Source organism: Sphaerisporangium rufum (genome assembly GCF_016863395.1).
Classification (GTDB): domain Bacteria; phylum Actinomycetota; class Actinomycetes; order Streptosporangiales; family Streptosporangiaceae; genus Sphaerisporangium; species Sphaerisporangium rufum.
In genome coordinates, this window is sequence record NZ_BOOU01000069.1 from 1 (window position 1) to 19,679 (window position 19,679).

Genomic DNA, 19,679 nt, shown 5'->3' on the forward strand with positions numbered 1-19,679 from the left:
GCAGCGCGGGCACCACCTGGGATTCCCGTTCCGCCGGCACCACCTGGGATTCGTTCTCCCGCACCGCCGGTACCACCTGGGACTGAATGCGAACGAAAACATCTCGACCCGTCGTCCGGTTTGCAGAACAGAAGATCACAAAGGCAAGAAAGACCGGAGATCCGACCCGCCGTAGCCAGAAAGACCGGCGGAGAAACGGCTCCGAAGGGGCGCCGACCACCGCCCGTACTGAACAGGACTTCGCACCACCGCGAGAGAACGGCACGGAAAGCGCGGTAATGATGACCGCGCCCGGCCGGCCGCGATGAGACCCCGCCAGGCAGTGGCCTTCGGCTCCCCCCGCACGCATCACGCCCTCTCGCGACGCCCGCGGGCCGGCGCGGTCAGCGGGTGGACGGGCCGCCGGCGGGTGGGCCGGTGAGGGCGGCGCCGGTGGCGGTCAGCTCGTAGCGGAGGAAGCGGCCGTCGCGGACCGGGTAGATGAGACCGCAGTCGCGCAGCGCGTGCAGGTGCTCCGACACCGTCCCCTTGGCCAGCCCGAGCCGCCGGGCCGCCGCGCCGGTCGTGACCCCCGCCGCCGCCTCGGCCAGCAGCCGGGCCCGGGTGCGGCCGAGCAGCGTCACCAGCGCCGCGGACGGCTCGGCGGCGGGCCGGGCCAGGTCGCCGCGGCCGCGGGCCGGGTAGAAGAGCGCCGGCTGCCAGGGCCGGTCCAGCAGCAGCGTCGGATGCGGGCCGTTGAAGAGGCTCGGCACCAGCAGCAGGCCGCGGCCGTCCGCGTGGTGCACGGCCGTACCCGGGCCACGCACCATCAGCGCCCCGGGCCGCCAGGTGATGTCCGGGTGGAGCCGGCCGGCCACCTGCTCGATGCCGGCGGCCACCAGATGCCGCCCGCGCGCCGACACGTCGGCCATCAGGATGTCGCGGACCCGCCGCCAGTTCGGCGCGAGCACCGCCGTCCAGACGCGGGAGACGGCGGCGCCGAGTTGCCGGGTCACCTGGTCGGGCCGGTCCAGCGCGCGGGCCGGACCGGCCGCCGGCCGCTCGCGGTGCACCCGGCCGATCTCCCTGGCCACCACCTCCGGCGGGGTGGCGAGCAGCCGATCGAGTTCGTCGGCGAACGGCTGCTCGGGGTCGGTCGACGGGCCGGGCGGGGGCGGGGTGAGGAAGTCGGGGACGTAGCCCTGGTGGGTGAGCAGGTCGGGCAGCAGCGAGAGGTCGATCGCGGCCAGCCGGGGCCGGTGGCGGGCGACGAACCGGTCGACCGCCGGCTCGCCGGGCACCGGGCTGAGGTGGGCGCGTACCAGTGCCAGCGTCTCCCACAGCGGCGAGACGGCGAAGCGGACCCGCAGCAGGTCCTGGTCGGTGAGGGTCAGCGTCAGCATCCGGGTGAGTTCGGTCTGGGCCGAACCGTTGGCCACCTCCTTGCCCGTGGCCGCATTGTGCCACGCATGCCGACGACCGCCGGAGCGACCGCCCTGAGCCGGCGGCTGCGCGCCGCCGCGCTGCCCGGGGCGACCGCGGCGTACTTCGTCGCGATCGGGATGACCCTGCCGGCGACCCCGCGGTTCGTGGCCGGGCCGCTCGGCGGGGACCCGGCCCTGGTCGGGGCCGCGGCGGCGGTGTTCAGCGTCGTCTCGCTGCTGGTACGGCTGCCGCTGGCCCGCCGGATCGGCCGGTGGCCGCGCCGTGCGGCGCTATCCGGTGCCGCCGGGCTGCTGGCCGCCGCCATCGCCGCCCACCTGGGAATCGGGCACGCCGTCCCGCTGCTTTCGGCCCGCGCGGTGGCGGGTGCCGCCGACGGGGTGTTCCTGCTGGTCGCGGTGGCCGCCGCCGACCAGGACGCGGCGGAGGGGCGGCGCGCGGCGGCGGTGAGCCGGCTCACCCTGATGGTCTACGGCGGGCTGCTCGCCGGGCCGGTGGCGGCGGAGCTGCTCCAGGCCCGCTTCGGGCTGGCCGTGGTGTGGGCGGCCGCCGCCGCGGCCGGCGTGGTCGCGACCGCCCTGGCCGCCGCGGTTCCCCAGTCCCGGCCGGAGGCCGCGGATCGGGCGGATCGCACCGGCCGGTCCGCGCGGGCGGGGTGGGTGCCGCGCGGGGCGGTGGGGCCGGCGGTGGTGTGCGTGCTGGTCACCGCGGGGCCGGTGGCATTCGGCACGTTCGTCGGCCTGTACGTGCTGGGCACCGGCCGGCCGGGCGCCGCGCTGGAACTCGGGGTGTGCGCCGCGGGCACGCTGGCCGGCCGGGCACTGGCCGGGCCCCGGCTGGACCGGCTGGACCCGGTCGCGGTGACCGTGGCGAGCGTGGCCGCCACCGGGGCGGCGTTGCTGCTGCTGTCCACCGGCACCGCGCTGGTGGTCACCGTCGCCGCGGCGCTGCTGCTGGCGGCGGGGCAGAGCGTCGCGTTCCCCGCGCTGACGTCGCTGGCGCTGCGCGCTGCGCCGCCGCACGACCGGTTGCCGGCGATCGCGGCGGTCACCGCGGCCTACGACGTGGGGTTCGTGCTGTCGGGGCTCGGCCTGGGCGTGCTGGGCGCGGCGGCCGGGCTGCCGGTCATGTTCGCGGCCGCCGGCCTGGTCGCGCTGGCCGCGCTCGGCGCCGTCCCCGCCCTGCGCCGTGCGGCGCCCCGGCGGGCACGCGCCGCCGGCGGCGGACCGGCCGGGCGCGGCGAACCGCCGGGTCCGGAAATGGAACGTGGCGGGCCGGCGGGCCGGTCCGGATCTCACGAAGAAGGAGAACGATGACGAACGACACGGATGCGGGTGCGCGGCTGGACCGCTACGCGCGGGTGATCCTGGAGACCGGGGTGGTGTTGCGCCCGGGACAGGATCTGGCGATCAACGCCCTGGTGGAGCACGCGCCGCTGGCCCGGGCGATCGCCGAGGCGGCCTACCGGCACGGCGCCGGCTACGTGGACATCTGGTACTTCGACCCGCACGCCAAGGCGTCCCGGGTGCGGCACGCGGCGCCGGAGTCGCTCGGCCGGACCCCGCCGTGGCTGGACCGGCGGTACGAGGACCTGGCCGAACGCGGCGGCGCGCTGGTCAACATCACCGGCGATCCGGACCCGGAGCTGCTGGCCGGCCTGGATCCGGCGCGCGCCGGGATGGACCGGATGCCCGCCCTGGCCTCCCGGTTCCGGGTGCAGAGCCGGGGGCTGGTCGCCTGGACGATCGCCGCCTACCCGACCGCCGCCTGGGCGCGCGGCGTGTACGGCGAGCCGGACGTCGAGCGGCTGTGGCGGGACCTGGAGCACTTCCTGCGCCTGGACGAGCCGGACCCGGTGGCGGCCTGGCGCGAGCACCTGGACCTGCTGCGCCACCGGGCGGCGCTGCTCACCGAGGCCGGGTTCGACGAGCTGCACTACACCGGGCCGGGCACCGACCTGCGGGTCGGGCTCATCCCTGAGGCCCGCTGGACGATCTCCGCGCACGACATGCCGGACGGTTCGGTCAACGTGCTGAACCTGCCGACCGAGGAGGTGTTCACGACGCCGCACCGCGAGCGGGCCGAGGGCGTGGTCAGCGCCACCCGCCCGCTCGCGTTGGGCGGCGTCGTGGTGGAGGATCTGTGGCTGCGGCTGGCCGGCGGCCGGGTCGTCGAGGTGGACGCGCGGACCGGCCGGGACACCGTCGCCCGGCAGCTGGCGGACGTGCCGGGCGCGGGCCGTCTCGGCGAGGTGGCGCTGGTGGACGGCACCACCTCCCGCATCGGCCGGCTCGGCACCGTCTACCGGGACACGTTGCTGGACGAGAACGCGACCTGTCACATCGCGTGGGGCGGAGGCATCCCGACCGCGTTCGCGGACTGGCGGGAGATCGACGACGCCACCCTGGCCGGCCGGGGGGTGAACTTCTCCAAGGTGCACGTCGACTTCATGATGGGCGGGCCCGGGCTGACCGTCCGGGGCCGCCGGGCCGGCGGGGGCGGCGAGACGACCATCCTTGAGGACGGTGCCTGGGCCCTCGGCTGACCGTGACGATGTAGGTGAACGCCTCCGGCCGGATCCGGCCCTTCGCCCGCGCGTGAGGGCCGGGCCGCGGGTGGCCGCCTCCGGTATGGTCCGGCTCGTCGCCGGAGGGTGAGGATGGCGGCGAACACCCGCCGGTGGCGTTCGCTCAGGTCATGGCGGCGCGGGTGGCGGTGCGGAGTTCCTGCAGGTCGACGTCCAGGTCGACCAGGACGCGGGCGGCCAGGCCCTGGCCCTCGCGGATCATGCCGAGCAGGATGTGGCCGGTGCCGATGTGGTCGTGCCGGAGGTTGACGGCCTCGCGCAGCGAGAGTTCGAGCACCTTCTTGGCACGCTTGGTGAAGGGGATGTGCCCGCCGAAGCGCCGGCGGCGGGCGCGCGGCGCCCGGTCCAGCGCGCCCGGGCCGAAGGTGGCCTCGACCTTCTCCCGGACGCTGTCGAGGTCGATGCCGATGCTCTCCAGGGCCGCCGCGTCCAGCTCGTCGGCCCGGCGCCCGGTGGTGCGGAGGCGGCCGATCCGGTCGGCCACCCGGTCGTGGTCCAGGCCGTGCCCGACCAGCACCCGCCCGGCCACCGAGTCCGGCTGCCGGAGCAGGCCGAGCAGCACGTGCTCGGTGCCGATGTGCTCGTCGTCCAGCAGCCGGGCCTCGGCCTGGGCCAGGACCACCGCCTGCCGGGCGTCCTGGTGGAAGCGTTCGAACATGGCCTACCTCTCCTTCCGTAGCAGTCCGCGGCCGCCCGCGTACTTCTTGTGCACCGCCTGCTTGCTCACGCCGAGTAGCACCGCGATGTCCTGCCAGGACCAGCCCTGGTCCCGGGCGTTGTCGACCTGGAGGGCCTCCAGCCGTTCGACCAGGACCCGCAGCGCGCGTACGGCCCGCAGGCCGACGGACGGATCCCGGCTGCTCGCATCCGCGGCGAGCCGTGCCGTATCGCTCATGTCGTCAATTTAAGTTGACGAAGACGCAGGTGTCAACCACGGTTGACGATCGTGATGCGGCGCCCCGGCGGGAGCGGCGGATCGGACACGGTATAAGTGCAGGTCAGCAGGTTATTGACCAGAAAATCGATTGCCGCGGTACCGCCCGGTGAGACAGCCTGGGAGGGCTATGCGCTCCCTTCCCGTCGCCGATCCCGGCGTTCCCGATGCCCGCAGCCCGTTCCGGTACCTGTGGTGGGTCACCCGCACCCAGGGCCGGTCGCTGGTCGCCGGCATCGGCTTCGCCGTGGCGTGGTGGCTGGCGCAGGCGCTGGTTCCCATGGTCGTCGGCAAGGCCATCGACAGCCTGACCGCGCAGGACGCGGCCCAGCTGGGCCGCTGGTCGGGGGTGCTGCTCGGGCTCGGCGTGGTGACCGCGTTCTCCGGCGTCATGCGCCACCGGATGGCGGTCTTCATCTGGCTGTCGGCCGCGTACCGCACCGTGCAGGTGACCGTGCGGCAGGCCACCCGGCTCGGCGCGACGCTGCCCAAGCGGCTGTCCACCGGCGAGGTGGTCAGCGTCGGCAACTCCGACATCGCCCACATCGGCAACTCGATGGAGATCCTGCCGCGCGGGTCGGGCTCGGTGGTCGCGATCGCGGCGGTCACCGTCATCCTGATCGCCACCTCGCCGCAGCTCGGCCTGCTGGTGCTGCTCGGCGTGCCGCTGATGGCGCTGCTGGTCGCCCCGCTGCTGCGCCCGCTGCACCGGCGCCAGCACGAGCAGCGCGAGCTGCAGGGCGACCTGGCCACCCGGGCCACCGACATCGTCGCCGGCCTGCGGGTGCTGCGCGGCATCGGCGGCGAGCAGGTCTTCGCCGACCGCTACCGGCAGGAGTCGCAGCGGGTGCGCCACGCCGGGGTGCGGGTCGCCTCGGTCGACGCCACGCTGGAAGGCGTCCAGCTGCTGCTGCCCGGCCTGCTCATCGCGTTCCTCACCTGGCGCGGCGCGCACTACGCCCTGGAGGGCACGATCACCGTCGGGCAGCTGGTCGCCTTCTACGGGTACGCCCTGTTCCTGGTGGGCCCGCTGCGCACCCTCACCGAGGCGGCCGACAAGCTGACCAAGGGCCACGTCTCGGCCCGGCGCGTGGTGCGCATCCTCAGCCTGGAGCCGGAGATCGGCGGCCCCGGCGAGGCGACCACCGAGGGCGGCGACCTGGTCGACGAGACGTCCGGCGTCATCGTGCGGCCGGGCCGGCTCACCGCGCTGGCCGCGGCGACCCCCGAGGAGGCCACCGAGGTCGCCGAGCGGCTCGGCCGCTACGTCGACGGCGACGTGACCTACGGCGGCGTGCCGCTGGCGGCGCTGCGCCCGGCGGAGGTCCGGCGGCGGATCCTGGTGGCCGACAACGGCGCCCGGCTGTTCACCGGCCCGCTGCGCGAGCAGCTCGACGTGGCCGGCACCGCCACCGACGACGACATCCGGCGCGTGCTGGACGAGGCGTGCGCGCAGGACGTGGTGGACGCGCTGCCCGACGGCCTGGCCTCGCACGTCGCCGAGTCCGGCCGGGAGTTCTCCGGCGGGCAGCAGCAGCGGCTGCGGCTGGCCCGCGCGCTGCTCACCGACCCCGAGGTGCTGGTGCTGGTCGAGCCGACCAGCGCGGTGGACGCGCACACCGAGGCCCGGATCGCCGAGCGGCTCGGCGCCGCCCGGTCGGGCCGGACCACCCTGGTGTGCACCACCAGCCCGCTCGTACTCGACCGGGCCGACCATGTGATCTACCTGGCGGAGGGCCGGGTGCGCGCCGAGGGCACGCACCGCGAGCTGCTCGCCGCCGAACCCGGTTACACCGCGACAGTGACCCGCGGAGAGGACTGATCGTGAGCTTGCGGCAGCAGGCCGGCGCCGACGCCGGCCGGATGGACGAGCGCGCCGTGGCCGGCGACCTCGCGGCGGACGCCGCCCAGGACGCCGCGCGGATCGCGCCGGCCGGGGAGACCGCCGGGCACGCCCCGGGCGCGCCCGGCGCCGAGGACGTCCGGACCGCGCTCGGGGGTGCGGTCCGGACCGACGCGCCCGGGCCGGACGAGGGGACCGCCGGCTCCGGGACCGCGGCGCCGCCCGGCACGGACCTCGCCGCCGAGCCCGCTCCGCCGGGCGAGGTTCCGGCGGCCGGCTCCGGCGGCTCCGATCAGACCGGCTCCGATCAGACCGGCTCCGATCCGGCCGGTTCGGGTGCGGCCGGCTCCGGCGACGGCGGGGCCGCCGGGGGGCGGGCGATCCTGCCGGTGGCCGACGAGGCGCAGGTGCGGGCGTACGCGCGGCGGCTCACCCTGAAGTACCCGCGCCGGCTGGCGCTCGCGCTCGGCCTGCACGGGCTCGCCGCGGTGGCCGGCCTGGTCGCGCCGCGGCTGCTCGGCGAGCTGGTGCAGGGCGTGCGGGACGGCACCGGCACCGACGTGGACACCGTGGCGCTGGCCATCGCCGCCTTCGTCGTCGCCCAGGCCGTCCTGATCAGGTACGCGGTGTACGTCTCGGCCCGGCTGGGCGAGAAGGTGCTGGCCGAGCTGCGCGAGGAGTTCGTCGACCGGGTGCTGGCGCTGCCGCTGTCGACCGTGGAGCGGGCCGGCTCCGGCGACCTGGTGACCCGCACCTCGCGGGACGTGGACGCGCTGGCGCGCACCGTGCGGCACGCCGTGCCCGAGACGCTGATCGCGGTGGTGGCCGGGGCGTTCGTGCTCGGTGCGCTCGCCCTGGTCGGCCCGCTGCTGATGTTGCCGTCGCTGGCCGCGGTACCGCTGCTGTGGTACGCCACCCGGTGGTATTTGAAGCGGGCCCGGGACGGCTATCTGCGGGAGAACGCCGCCTACGCCGAGATCACCGAAGGGCTCACCGAGACCGTCGAGGGCGCGCGGACCGTCGAGGCGTTCGGCCTGCGCCGGCGCCGCCACGAGCGCACCGACCGGGACATCGCCCGGTCCTGGGCGGCCGAGCGGTACACGCTGGGCCTGCGCACGGTGTGGTTCCCGGCGGTGGAGTTCGGCTACGTGCTGCCGGTGACGGCGACCCTGCTGGGCGGCGGCCTGTTCTACCTGAACGGCTGGGTGTCGCTGGCCCAGGTGACCGCGGCCACCCTGTACGTCCAGCAGCTCATCGACCCGCTGGACCGGCTGCTGTCCTGGGTGGACGAGCTGCAGGTGGGCGGCGCCTCCATGGCCCGGCTGCTCGGCGTGGCCAACGTGCCCGACGACCGGGACGCGGGCCAGGACCGCCCCGCGGGCGAGGAGATCGCCGCCCGGGACGTCCGGTACGCCTACCGGCCCGGCACCGACGTGCTGCACGGCGTCTCGCTGCGGGTGGCGCCGGGCGAGCGGCTCGCCATGGTCGGGCCGTCCGGGGCGGGCAAGTCGACGCTGGGCCGGCTGCTGGCGGGCATCCACGGCCCGCGCACCGGCGCGGTGACGGTCGGCGGGGTGCCGCTGGTGGAGCTGCCGCTGGACGAGCTGCGCGGCCACGTGGCCCTGGTGACCCAGGAGCACCACATGTTCCGCGGCACGGTACGAGAGAACGTGCTGATCGGCCGGCCCGGCGCCGACGACGGCCAGGTGGCCGCGGCGCTGGCCGCGGTGGACGCCGCCGACTGGGTGGCCGAGCTGCCCGAGGGGCTGGACACCGCGGTCGGCTCCGGCGGGTTCACCCTGTCGCCCGCGCAGGCCCAGCAGCTCGCGCTGGCCCGGCTGGTGCTCGCCGACCCGCACACCCTGGTGCTGGACGAGGCCACCTCGCTGATCGACCCGCGCGCGGCCCGGCACCTGGAGCGCTCGCTGGCCGCGGTGCTGGCCGGCCGGACGGTGATCGCCATCGCGCACCGGCTCTACACCGCGCACGACGCCGACCGGGTGGCCGTGGTCGAGGACGGCCGGATCAGCGAGCTGGGCTCGCACGACGAGCTGGTCGCCGCGGGCGGCGCCTACGCCGCGCTGTGGCGCAGCTGGCACGGCACCCCGCGCTGACCCGGCCCGGCGCCCTCGGGCCGGTGCGGCCCCGGACGTACCGGACACCGGGTAGGGACCGGGAAAGAAGACGAGCCGGCACCCGGACGCAGCGGGCAGCGTCCCTGCCATCGAGGACCGCCCTGCCCGGGCGGCAGGGGCCGGGGAAAGAAGACGAGCCGGCACCAGGACGGCGTGCCGGCTCGCTTCCCTGCCGTCAGGAGATGCCGAGGGACTTCTTCAGGAAGTCCACCTGCAGGTGCAGCAGGTTCTCCGCCACCACCTCCTGCGGGGTCATGTGGGTGACGCCGGACAGCGGCAGCACGGTGTGCGGGCGGCCGGCGGCCAGCAGCGCCGACGACAGCCGCAGGGTGTGCGCGGCGACCACGTTGTCGTCGGCCAGCCCGTGGATCAGCATCAGCGGCCGGGACAGCTTCTCGGCGTCGCCGAGCAGCGAGACCCGCTCGTAGGCGTCCGGCCGCTCGTCCGGGTGGCCCAGGTACCGCTCGGTGTAGGCGGTGTCGTACAGCCGCCAGTCGCTGACCGGCGCTCCGGCGACGGCCGCGTGGAAGACGTCCGGGCGGCGCAGCACCGCCAGCGCGGCCAGGTAGCCGCCGAACGACCAGCCCTTGATCGCCACCCGGGACAGGTCCAGGTCGTCGGGGTAGAGCTGCGCGACGCCGTGCAGCGCGTCGACCTGGTCCTCCAGCACCGGGCCGGGCACGTCGTGGCGCAGCTCGCGCTCGAACGCCGGCCCGCGGCCCGGGGTGCCGCGCCCGTCGGCGATGATCACCGCGAACCCCTGGTCGGCGAACCACTGCGGCTCCAGGAACATCCGGCCGGCGGCCAGGACGCGCTGGGCGTGCGGGCCGCCGTAGGGGTCCATCAGCACCGGCAGCCGCCGCGAGCCGGGGACGTGCCCGGTGGGCAGCAGCACCGCGGTGGCGAGCTCCCGCTCGCCGGCCCGGACCAGCGCGACCCGCGGCTCCAGCCTCGGGCGCTCGGCCAGCGAGGCGATCCGCGCCCGGCGGTCGCCGCGGCGGACGTCGACCGTGGTGGCCGGCGAGCCGAGCTCCTGCCGGGCGACCAGCAGGGTGCCGCCGGACAGCCGGCCCGCGTGCACCCCCGGCTCGGTGGTGACCGGGGTGAGGCCGGCCGGTGACCAGGTCCACAGGTGGATCTCGGTGGGCTCGGCGCCGCTCGCCCGGAACAGCACGGTGTCGCCGTCCACCCCGGCCACGTCGCGCACCTGCAGCCCGGGCGGGGTGACCGGCACGTCGCCGGCGAACAGCCGGCGGGCGCCGCCGTCGTCGGCGGTCCACAGCAGGGTGCCGTCGGCCAGCCTGGCCGGCACCCCGGGGACCACGTCGACCCACGCCGGGTCGGTGTCCTGGCGGATCACCTCGGTGGCGCCGGTGGCCGGGTCGACGGCCAGCACGCGGATGGTCCGCTGGTCGCGCGGCATGGTGACGATCAGCGGGCCGTGCCGGTCCCACACCGCGGTGACCAGGTACTCGTCGTCGAACGGGACCGGGACCCGCGAGCCGTCCAGCCCTATCACGAACAGCTCGACGGTGGCGTTGGGCGTGCCGGCCGACGGGTAGGCCACCTCGACCGGCGGGCGGGCCGGGTTGGCCGGGTCGGCGATGTGCCACCGCTGCACCGGGGAGTCGTCGGCCCGCTCGGCCAGGATCGCGGTGCCGTCCGGGGACCACCAGTGGCCGCGCAGCCGTTCCAGCTCCTCGGCCGCCACGAATTCGGCCAGGCCGTAGGTGACGCCGGCGCCCTCCGGCTCGGCCAGCGCGCGGTCGGCGCCGGAGGCGATCTCCTGGACGCGCAGCGCGCCCCCGGTGACGTAGGCGACGCGGGCACCGTCGGCCGACAGCCGCGGGTCGATCACCGGGCCGGGGGTCGCCAGCCGCCGCACCGCGCCGGACTCCAGGTCGGCCAGGTAGAGCCCGCCGGACAGCGTGAACACCGCGATGGTGACCGCCGCGTCGACGGCGTAGCCGACCACGCCGCCCGCCTGCTCCCGGGCCCGCTCGCGCCGGGCCCGCTCCTCGGCGGGCAGATCTTCGTCGGCGCCGCCGAGATCGGCCGGGTCGACCAGCACCCGCTCGGCGCCGGTGTCGAGGTCCAGCTCCAGCAGGCGGTTCACCGGGTCGGTGCCCGAGCCGCCGCGCAGGAACAGCACGCGGCCGCCGTCCGGGGTGATGGTGAAGCCGCGCGGCGTCCCGAGGGTGAACCGGCGGGTCCTGGCGTAAAGGCGCGGGAAGCTGTCACTCATGACCCTCATCCTGCCAGGTGGGGAGAAACAAGGATGCCCCACGGGCGGGCCTGGGGATAGCCTCTAGCGCATGACCGATCGCCGTTTGCTGCTGGTGCACGCCCACCCCGATGACGAGACGAGCGGTACGGGGGCCACGATGGCGAAATACGCCGCGGAGGGGGCCCGGGTCATCCTGGTGACCTGCACCCTCGGTGAGGAGGGCGAGATCGTCGCCCCCGACCTCGCGCACCTGGCCTCCGCCCGCGAGGACCGCCTCGGCGAGCACCGGGTGACCGAGCTGGAGGCGGCCTGCAAGGCCCTGGGGGTCGACGACCACCGCTTCCTGGGCGGCCCCGGCCGCTGGCGCGACTCCGGCATGATGGGGGAGGCCACCAACGACCACCCGCGGGCGTTCTGGCGCGCCGACCTGGACGAGGCGGCCGGCGAGCTGGTGCCGGTCATCCGCGAGGTCCGCCCCCAGGTGCTGGTGACCTACGACGACAACGGCTTCTACGGCCACCCCGACCACATCCAGGCGCACCGGGTCGCGGTGCGGGCCGCCGAGCTGGCCGCCGACGCCGCGTTCGGCGCCGGCGAGCCGTGGACGATCGCCAAGGTGTACTTCACGACCATGACCAAGTCGTCGATGCGCCGGATGGCCGAGGCGATGCGCGGCACCGACTTCGACTTCTTCACCGAGGAGACGGTGGACGACATGCCGTTCGGCGTGCCTGACGCGGACGTCACCGCCGAGATCGACGCGCGGGCGTACGCCGGGGCCAAGCTGGAGGCCATGCGCGCCCACCGCTCGCAGATCGACATGTCCGCGCCGTGGTTCGCGATCTCCACCCGGATGGGGGAGGACCCGCTGGGCGTGGAGCACTACATCCTGGCCCGGGGCGAGCGCGGGCCGGCCGGCCGCCCCGTGCCGGTGGAGGCGGGCGGCCTCGGCGAGCCGTCGGAGCGGGAGGACGACCTGTTCGCCGGCATCGGCTAGCCTGGCTGCCCATGGAGGACGAGCAGGTCGAGCCCACCCCGCCGGCGCCCGAGCCGGGCCCGGTGGTCAGCGGCGCCGCCTACGGCCTGCTCTTCGTGCTCGGTGTCGTCTACGGCGTGGTGGCCGGGCTGCAGCACGCCTGGCAGCCGGCCGGGGTGGCGCCGCTGGTGCCCGTCCTGCTGGCCGCCGCGCTGTTCGGGCTGCTGTACGGCGCCGGGCGGCTGATGGGCACCAAGCTGGCCCCCTTCGTCACCGGCAGCGGATGGATGCTCGCCTCGCTGGCCTTCTCGGTGATGCGGCCCGAGGGCGACCTGGTGGTGGCCGCGGACGCCTCCGGCTACTGGTATCTGGGCTGCGGGGCGCTGGCGATGGTGGCCGCGGTGCTGCTCACCCCGTCCTCCGGCTCCTGGCTGCTGCGCGAGCGGCCCTTGGGGCGGTCGTCGATCGGCTTCTCCGACGGCAACCCCGCCTGAGCGGCGCCGCCCCGCGGGCGGGCGGCGCGCCGGCGGGGCTGTCGCCCGGCGGGCGGCCGGGTGACAATCGGGGTATGCGCGGACGGCACCGGGTGCGGCAGGTGATCAACTACGCGAACCTCGCCACCCCGCTCGGACTGCTCATCGCGGTGGCCGGCCGGGCGCGGGTGCGCCGCGGCGAGCACGGCCTGCTGTACGCCCACGGCTACCGCATCCGCTTCCCGGTGGCCGGGGCCTTCACCGTCGGCAACGTCGTGATCACCGCACGGCCCGACGGGTACCTGACCGGTGCCCTGCTGCGCCACGAGGCCCGGCACGCCACCCAGTGGGCCTGCTGCGCCGGCCTGCCGATGCTCCCGCTCTACCTGCTGGCGGTGGCGGTCTCGTTCGCGCTGTGCGGGCACCCGGCGTCCTGGAACGTCTTCGAACGCCTGGCCGATCTGGACGAGGGGGGCTACCCGCGGCACCCGTCCCGATGGCGAAGGCGCACCCTGGAAGCAGGCGGGCCGGCCCCCGGCCCGTCGGACGATCTTGATGGGAAGGGGGTGGTATGACCGGACCGCACGTACAAGGCATGTTTTCCGGGCACGGGGCATGATCCATGCCAGGGAGTCCGCCCGGCGGACGCCCGCCTCCAGCCGGCCACGTACCAGGAGGGTCACATGTCGCACACCGTCCGCCCCGAGGTCCCCCCGAGCGCGCCGCCGGCCGCCCCGGCGGCGCCGCCGGCCGAGCGCAGCTGGCCGGCCGACTTCCGGGACCGGCTGACCTGCCCGATCCCGGACTTCCGCGAGGTCGTCAGCGTCACCTGGCACGGCGGGTTCCGGCCGGACGTCGGGGACGCCGACCGCATCCCGGTACTGCGGGCCGGCCTGCCGCCGGTGGGCCCGGGCCAGACCGGCGTCACCTGGGTGGGACACGCCACCTACATCGTGCGCATCGGCGGGCTGACCGTGCTGACCGACCCGGTCTGGTCCCGCAAGATCCCCGGGGTGCGGCAGCGGCTCACCCCGCCGGGGCTGGCCTGGAGCGAGCTGCCCCCGGTGGACGCCGTCGTGATCAGTCACAACCACTACGACCACCTGGACGCCCCGACGATGCGCCGACTGCCGCGGCACACCCCGCTGTTCGTCCCGGCCAACCTCGGCCGCTGGTTCACCCGGCGCGGCTTCACCAACGTCACCGAGCTGGACTGGTGGGAGAGCGCCCGGATCGGCGAGGTGGACTTCGACTTCGTGCCGGCCCACCACTGGAGCCGCCGGTCGATGTTCGACACCTGCCGGTCGCTGTGGGGCGGCTGGGTGCTGAGCGCGCCCGGCCACCGGGTGTACTTCGCCGGCGACACCGCCTACGGCGAGCGCCTGCGGCTCATCGGCGAGCGATACCCCGGAATCGACCTGGCGCTGATGCCGGTCGGCGCCTACGAGCCGCGCTGGTTCATGCACGTCTCGCACCTGGACCCGGCCGAGGCCGTACAGGCGTGCGCCGACGTCGGCGCCCGGCGGATGGCCACCATGCACTGGGGCACGTTCGTGCTGTCCGGCGAGCCGCTGATGGCGCCGCTGCACGAGGCCCGCGCCGCGTGGAGCGCCGCCGGCCGCAACCGCGCCGACCTGTGGGACCTCGCCATCGGCGAGACCCGCCTGCTCACCTGACGCCTCAGGACCAGGTCTGGCCCTGCGGGGTGTCCGCGACGGCGACGCCGAGGGCGGCCAGCTCGTCGCGCAGCCGGTCGGCGGCCGGCCAGTCCCGGGCTTCCCGGGCCTTGGCGCGGGCCTCGAGCAGCTCGGCCGCACCCGCCGGCAGCGGCACGGCCGCCGGCGCCCGGCCGACCTCGGCGGCCAGGTCCAGGCCGAGCACCTGGTCCAGGTGCAGGAACGTCTCGAACCGCGACCCGGGCGCCACCTGCTCGTCCCGCTCCAGCTCGCGCAGCACCCGCAGCGCCGCCGGCGTGTCCAGGTCGTCGTCGAACGCCGCCATGGCGCGCTCGGCGTGCGGGGCGCTCATCGGCCGGCTCGGCGACTCGGCCCACTCGGCGACCCGCCGCCGCCAGCGCCGCAGCGTGCGATCGGCCGCCCGCAAGGTGTCCCAGGTGAGGTTCATCTGCTGCCGGTAGCGGTGCTCCAGCAGCGCCAGCCGCACCGCCAGCGGGTCCAGCCCGGCCTCGGCCACGTCCGGCAGCAGCACCACGTTGCCGGTGGACTTGGCCATCTTGCGCCCGTCGAACAGCAGGTGCTCGCCGTGCACCCAGTGCCGGACCACCTCGTGGCCGGCGGCGGCGTCGGACTGGGCGCGCTCGTCCTCGTGGTGCGGGAACCGCAGGTCCTTGCCGCCGGTGTGCACGTCGATGCGCTCGCCGAGGAACCGCAGCGACATGGCCGAGCACTCGGTGTGCCAGCCGGGGAAGCCGCGGCCCCACGGGGCGTCCCAGGTCAGCTCCCGGTCCGAGCCCTTCCACAGCGCCCAGTCGGCGTGGAACCGCTTGCGCGGGTCCACCCCCGCCACCCGGTGCCCGGGGCGCAGCGCGTCCAGCCGGTTGCCGGAGATCTCGCCGTAGGAGGGGAAGCTCTCGGCGGCGAAGAACACCGAGCCGTCGTCCACCTGGTAGGCGTGGCCGAGGTCGATCAGCTTGGCGATCAGGTCGATCATCAGGTCGATCGACTCGCTCGCCCGCGGGGTGTACTCCGGCGGGCGCATGTTCAGCGCGGCGGTGTCCCGGCGGAAGGCGTCCTCGTAGAACCGGGCGATGTCCATCGCCGAGCGGCCCTCCCGGCGGGCCTGCTGGAGCACCTTGTCCTCGCCGGCCGGGTCGATCTGGTCGTCGTCCACCAGATGCCCGACGTCGGTGATGTTCTGGCAGACCACCGTGCGGATCCGGTGCCGCTCCAGCACCCGCCGCATCAGGTCCGGCAGCAGGTAGGAGCGCAGGTTCCCGACGTGGGCGAAGCGGTAGACCGTCGGCCCGCAGGCGTACACGCGCAGCGCCCCGGCGCCCGCCGGGACGATCGGCTCGACCTGGCGGGTCCGGGTGTCGTACAGCCGCAACATGCCCCGAGCTTAGATCGACCCGGCGGCCGGGTCGAGGAAGGCCAGGATGTCCCGGTCGCCGCGCTCGCGCAGCCGGGTCAGCACCTCCTCGCGGGACGCCCCCTCCGGCAGCCCGACCCGCCCGCCGATCAGCCGCAGCGCCTCGGCCTCCGACGCCACCGGTGCGGTGTACCCGATCAGGTGCAGCGCCATGTTGATCGGCGGCAGCCCGGCGGCCGCCTGCGGCAGGTACCGGGTCAGCAGCTCGCCGCCGTCCGACACCGTCAGGAAGATCGCGTCGCCCTCGCTCGCGTTGTAGTCGGCGAGCACCGCCCGGATCGAGCCCATCGTCGGCTGGTTGTGCCAGCTGATCACCACGTCGCCGGACGGGGTGGAGGTGGTGAGCGAGCCGCCGGGCGCCATGCCCAGGTGGGCGGCGAACCCGGTCGGCAGCGGCGACCCCGACCCGCGCAGGTGCTCGGCGTTGACGTCGACCCGGTGCCACCAGCGCCCGTCCCGGCTGCGGAACGACCGGCGGGTCATCGACACGTCGCGGCGCGGGCTGTAGGCCTCGGCCTGCTCGGGGTCGGCCACCCGGATCCAGCCGCGCTGGGTGCGCTCGAAGCCCGGCCCGCCCGCGTAGGCCCGCACCGAGCTCTCGCTGACCTCGTAACGCGTCGTCAGGTTGGCGACGACGGAGTTCACCGACGCCTCGCCGCCGGCCCGCTCGATCTCCCGGACGATCATCTCGCGGATGCCGATGTACTCCTCGCCGCCCCAGCGGGTCAGGCCGTACCGGTTGCGGTCCACCCGCATGAACCGCTCGTCCGCGGTCAGCTGGTTGCGGATGCCGACCAGGCTGTAGTCCTCGCCGATGCGGGCCTGGATCTCCTCGGGGCTGAGCGGCGACTCGGCGACGGCCAGCACCGCCTCGGCCTTCTCGTTGACGCTGCGCGGCCACGGCACCAGGTGGCCGTCCAGGATGCGCAGCGCCGGGACCACGGCCAGCCAGCGCTCGGCGACGTCCTCGCGCACCCCGAGCCGGGTGACCATGGAGACCGCCTCGGCCAGCTTCACCGGCCCGCCGGTGAACAGCCGCCGGGTGCGCTCCTTGAGGTCCTCGGCGCCGCCGGCGACCAGCCAGCCGTCCACCTGCTCGTACCCGCTCAGCAGGGTGCGGACGAACCGCCAGGCCGGGATGCCCAGGGTGGCCAGCTCGGCGCGGTGCCAGGGCACCGCCGCGGCCAGGTCGTCGGCCGGGACGGCCGCGCCCAGCCGCCCGCGCAGCCAGGTCAGGTGCGCGGTCAGCGGCGCCGCCTCCGGGGCGGCCAGCCGCGCCTGGACGTGGTCGCGCAGGTCGCGCTCGATCTGCCGGATCCGCTCGCGGGTCACCGAGAACCGCTGGGCCAGCTCGTCCAGCGTCACCCGCTGCTCGGCGTACACCCGGTCGCGGGCGATGGCCCGCTGCCGGTCGTCCAGCCCGGCGAAGAACTCGTCGATCAGCGCCGGCACCGGCCGCTCGGGGGTGGCCGGCGGCGCCGGCGCCGGTTCCGGCTCGCCGGCGGTCTCCGGCCCCATCAGCCGGGCGAGCATCCCGGTGACCAGCGGCTGCACCGCCTCCCGGGACCCCGGCGCGCGCAGGCTGCGCTCGGGGTCGATCACGCGCAGCAGGGGAAGGCTGTCGCCGAGCGGCAGATGGCCCCAGCAGGTCACCACCAGGTCGGTGAGCCGCGCCCCCACCTGGGCGGTTCCGATGATCAGGCAGGCGCGGTCCAGCGGAAGCGCCAGCCACCACGCGTCGGGCAGCCGGGGGTCGCTCGCGATCGGCGCCACCTGCTCCGGTGCCGTCCAGCGCAGCGGCGGCACGATATCGCTCAGGCTCAGATTCATGAAGATCCAACCGGATGGGGCTCTGGGGGCGGGATCGGACGGGTCCTATCCCCGGTTTCAGGTTATTGCGTCAGGACGGCAGGAAGGGACTCGCCCGCCCGGAGTAGGACACGTACAGCAGCTCGGTGGCCCGGGTGCACGCCATGTACAGCAGCCCTCGCTCACGTTGCAGGTCATGGGCCCGGGCCGCCGGGTCCTCGTCGCCGGGGGTGAGCTCCCGGGTCACCGGCACCACGCCGTCGGCGATGCCGGCCAGCGCGACCCGGCGCACCTCCAGCCCGCGCAGGCCGTGCAGCGTGGTGACCCGCACCCGCGCCCCGGCGGCGGCCAGCGCCGCGCGGGCCCGCCGGACCAGCTCGCCCTCCCGGGCCGCGACGGCGATCTCGCCCGCCGGGACCCCGTCGGCCAGCCACCCGCCCACCCGGGCGACCAGGCCGGCCAGCTCCGCCTCCGGGGACACGTACCGGCGCACCTGCGGACCCGCGCCCGGCCGGGTCGCGCGGATCCCGGCCAGCTCGGTGACCCCGTCCACCAGCCCGTCCGCCGGGCCGCCGCCGCGCAGCCGCACCGCCCAGCGCAGGATCTCCTGCGGCATGCGGTAGGACAGGGTCAGGTGGTGGTGCTCGGCCTGGATGCCCACCGCGCCGAGCACCGTGCGGGAGTCGAAGACCCGCTGGTGCGGGTCGCCGGCGATGAACAGGTCGTCGGTGTCGTGCGGCACGGCGGCGCGCAGCAGCCGCCACTGCGCCGGGTGCAGGTCCTGCGCCTCGTCCACCACGATGTGCCGGTACGGCTCGCGCCGCGGCGTCTCGCCCAGCAGGTCGCCGGTCGTGCGGCCGAGCAGCGTCGAGGCGTCCGCGGCGAGCTGGAGCAGCGTGCGCCGGCCGGAGGCGCGCAGCCGCCCGGTGACGTGCTCGATGGCCTTCCAGACCGCGATGCGCTCCTGTTCGTCGAGCTCGACGCCGCGGCCCGGGCGGGCGGCCGCCAGGTACTCCTGCACCGTGCACAGGTTCTGCGCGAGGATGACCTGCTCCCACTCGCGCGCCAGGAAGACCGGGCCGTGCAGCCCGCCGGTGATCTCGGCCGCCTCCCGCCACAGCGTGCCGAGGTCCGGGCCGCCGACCAGCAGCGGCTGGCGGCCCTCGGCCTCGGCGACCACCCGCTGCGCCAGGCGCTCGACGTTGCCGACCTCGACCCGCCCGCGGACCTTGTCCCCGTCCCCGGCCAGCAGCAGGTCCAGCTTGGCGGTCATGTCCTTGCCCACCGCCCGGGAGAACGTCACGAACAGCACCCGCCCGGCGCCGGCCCGGGCCAGGTGGGCGGCCCGGTGCAGCGCGACGGCGGTCTTGCCGGTGCCCGCGCCCCCGGTGACCAGCACCGGGCCGGCGAACCCGTCGTGCCGGGCCAGCCGGTACTGGATCGGGGCCAGGAACGTGCACCAGCGCGGCAGGGCCAGGACGCGGTCCAGCTCGATCGGGTCGGGGACGAAGACCGCCCGGTCCGGGGTGCGCGCCAGCGCCGCCACCAGGTCGCCGGGGTCGACGGAGGCGGCCGGCACCGCCACCCGCTCCTCCAGTGCCCGGCGGGCCCGCTCGGCCGGGCCGCCGCCGGCCAGCACCCACAGCGGCGCGAACTGGCTGGCCGGCAGCAGCGACTCCAGCGCGGACAGGCCCACGTCGGTGGTGAGCCGCCGCAGCAGCGGCAGCAGCCACGGGTCGGTGCCCACCGCGAGCAGCTCGGCGTCGGTGTGGCCGGCGAACAGCCGCGCCGCGGTGGTGGCGGCCGCGCGGCGCAGCGCGGGCTCCACCCGTTCGAGGGCCTCGGCGTCCCACTCCTCGGCCACCCCGATCACCGGGTTGACGGTGAACCGGTGCCGCTGGGCATGCGACCACGCCTGAGCGTCGGGCAGCACGGTGAGCATCCAGAACACCCGGCCCTGGCGGACCACGACGCCGCGCAGCCCGCCGGCCAGCCGCAGCGTCGCCACCCGCCGGTCGCGGGTGTTGCGCACCCGTTCGGGGTGCGGGGCCGCCTCGGCGTCGTCCAGGAAATGGTGCAGCGCGAGCACCGCCTCCCGGCGCACCGGCCCGGCGAGGGCACCGAGATCACGGTGCACCTCGGGCGCGATCGCGAGCCGGGGCACG

Annotated in this window: 15 protein-coding genes; 8 read left to right on the forward strand and 7 right to left on the reverse strand. The window is 75.7% G+C overall.

What is annotated here, in order from left to right; genetic code table 11:
- Nucleotides 1-383: 383 nt before the first annotated feature.
- Entirely contained in the window at nt 384-1,418 is a 1,035-nt protein-coding gene (locus Sru01_RS25575; RefSeq protein WP_203990501.1) for a DUF5937 family protein, read from the reverse strand.
- A 30-nt stretch (nt 1,419-1,448) separates the two neighbouring features.
- Here Sru01_RS25575 and Sru01_RS25580 point away from each other — a divergent pair, with 30 nt between their 5' ends.
- Together Sru01_RS25580 and Sru01_RS25585 are read left to right on the forward strand one after the other, a co-directional pair.
- Nucleotides 1,449-2,738, forward strand: coding sequence for an MFS transporter (locus Sru01_RS25580; RefSeq protein WP_203990502.1), 1,290 nt, complete (start codon nt 1,449-1,451; stop codon nt 2,736-2,738).
- Nucleotides 2,735-3,967, forward strand: a complete 1,233-nt coding sequence (locus Sru01_RS25585; RefSeq protein WP_203990503.1) for an aminopeptidase — start codon at nt 2,735-2,737, stop codon at nt 3,965-3,967. Before Sru01_RS25580 ends, Sru01_RS25585 begins: the two co-directional genes overlap by 4 nt.
- A gap of 145 nt (nt 3,968-4,112) precedes the next feature.
- Here Sru01_RS25585 and Sru01_RS36650 read toward each other — a convergent pair whose 3' ends face one another.
- Nucleotides 4,113-4,667: a Clp protease N-terminal domain-containing protein gene (locus tag Sru01_RS36650; protein WP_507763322.1), complete on the reverse strand. Its 555-nt coding sequence runs from the start codon at nt 4,665-4,667 to the stop codon at nt 4,113-4,115.
- A gap of 3 nt (nt 4,668-4,670) precedes the next feature.
- Nucleotides 4,671-4,904 (reverse strand): RNA polymerase subunit sigma-70, encoded by a 234-nt coding sequence (locus Sru01_RS25595; RefSeq protein WP_203990504.1) that lies wholly within the window; start codon nt 4,902-4,904, stop codon nt 4,671-4,673.
- A 169-nt stretch (nt 4,905-5,073) separates the two neighbouring features.
- Here Sru01_RS25595 and Sru01_RS25600 point away from each other — a divergent pair, with 169 nt between their 5' ends.
- Complete coding sequence (locus tag Sru01_RS25600; protein ID WP_203990505.1) at nt 5,074-6,765, forward strand: ABC transporter ATP-binding protein; 1,692 nt, start codon at nt 5,074-5,076, stop codon at nt 6,763-6,765.
- A 2-nt stretch (nt 6,766-6,767) separates the two neighbouring features.
- Entirely contained in the window at nt 6,768-8,900 is a 2,133-nt protein-coding gene (locus Sru01_RS25605) for an ABC transporter ATP-binding protein (RefSeq protein ID WP_239137732.1), read from the forward strand.
- A 196-nt stretch (nt 8,901-9,096) separates the two neighbouring features.
- Here Sru01_RS25605 and Sru01_RS25610 read toward each other — a convergent pair whose 3' ends face one another.
- Entirely contained in the window at nt 9,097-11,166 is a 2,070-nt protein-coding gene (locus tag Sru01_RS25610) for a S9 family peptidase (RefSeq protein ID WP_203990506.1), read from the reverse strand.
- 70 nt (nt 11,167-11,236) lie between these two features.
- Between Sru01_RS25610 and mshB the strand changes: the two genes are divergently transcribed.
- The 4 genes from mshB (at nt 11,237) to Sru01_RS25630 (ending at nt 14,273) form a co-directional block, all read left to right on the forward strand.
- Nucleotides 11,237-12,145 (forward strand): N-acetyl-1-D-myo-inositol-2-amino-2-deoxy-alpha-D-glucopyranoside deacetylase, encoded by a 909-nt coding sequence (gene mshB, locus Sru01_RS25615; RefSeq protein ID WP_203990507.1) that lies wholly within the window; start codon nt 11,237-11,239, stop codon nt 12,143-12,145.
- A gap of 11 nt (nt 12,146-12,156) precedes the next feature.
- Nucleotides 12,157-12,618 carry a DUF6113 family protein gene (locus Sru01_RS25620; RefSeq protein WP_203990508.1) on the forward strand — a complete coding sequence of 154 codons (462 nt, stop codon included), beginning with the start codon at nt 12,157-12,159 and terminating at the stop codon, nt 12,616-12,618.
- A gap of 74 nt (nt 12,619-12,692) precedes the next feature.
- On the forward strand, nt 12,693-13,172 hold the full coding sequence (locus tag Sru01_RS25625; RefSeq protein ID WP_203990509.1) for a hypothetical protein: 480 nt from the start codon (nt 12,693-12,695) through the stop codon (nt 13,170-13,172).
- 108 nt (nt 13,173-13,280) lie between these two features.
- Nucleotides 13,281-14,273: an MBL fold metallo-hydrolase gene (locus tag Sru01_RS25630; protein ID WP_203990511.1), complete on the forward strand. Its 993-nt coding sequence runs from the start codon at nt 13,281-13,283 to the stop codon at nt 14,271-14,273.
- 4 nt (nt 14,274-14,277) lie between these two features.
- Here Sru01_RS25630 and cysS read toward each other — a convergent pair whose 3' ends face one another.
- From cysS to Sru01_RS25645, 3 genes are all read right to left on the reverse strand, one after another.
- Nucleotides 14,278-15,666, reverse strand: a complete 1,389-nt coding sequence (gene cysS, locus Sru01_RS25635; RefSeq protein WP_203990512.1) for a cysteine--tRNA ligase — start codon at nt 15,664-15,666, stop codon at nt 14,278-14,280.
- 9 nt (nt 15,667-15,675) lie between these two features.
- Entirely contained in the window at nt 15,676-17,535 is a 1,860-nt protein-coding gene (locus Sru01_RS25640; RefSeq protein WP_203990513.1) for a sigma factor-like helix-turn-helix DNA-binding protein, read from the reverse strand.
- A gap of 70 nt (nt 17,536-17,605) precedes the next feature.
- Entirely contained in the window at nt 17,606-19,678 is a 2,073-nt protein-coding gene (locus Sru01_RS25645; RefSeq protein ID WP_203990514.1) for a UvrD-helicase domain-containing protein, read from the reverse strand.
- Nucleotide 19,679: the final 1 nt, after the last annotated feature.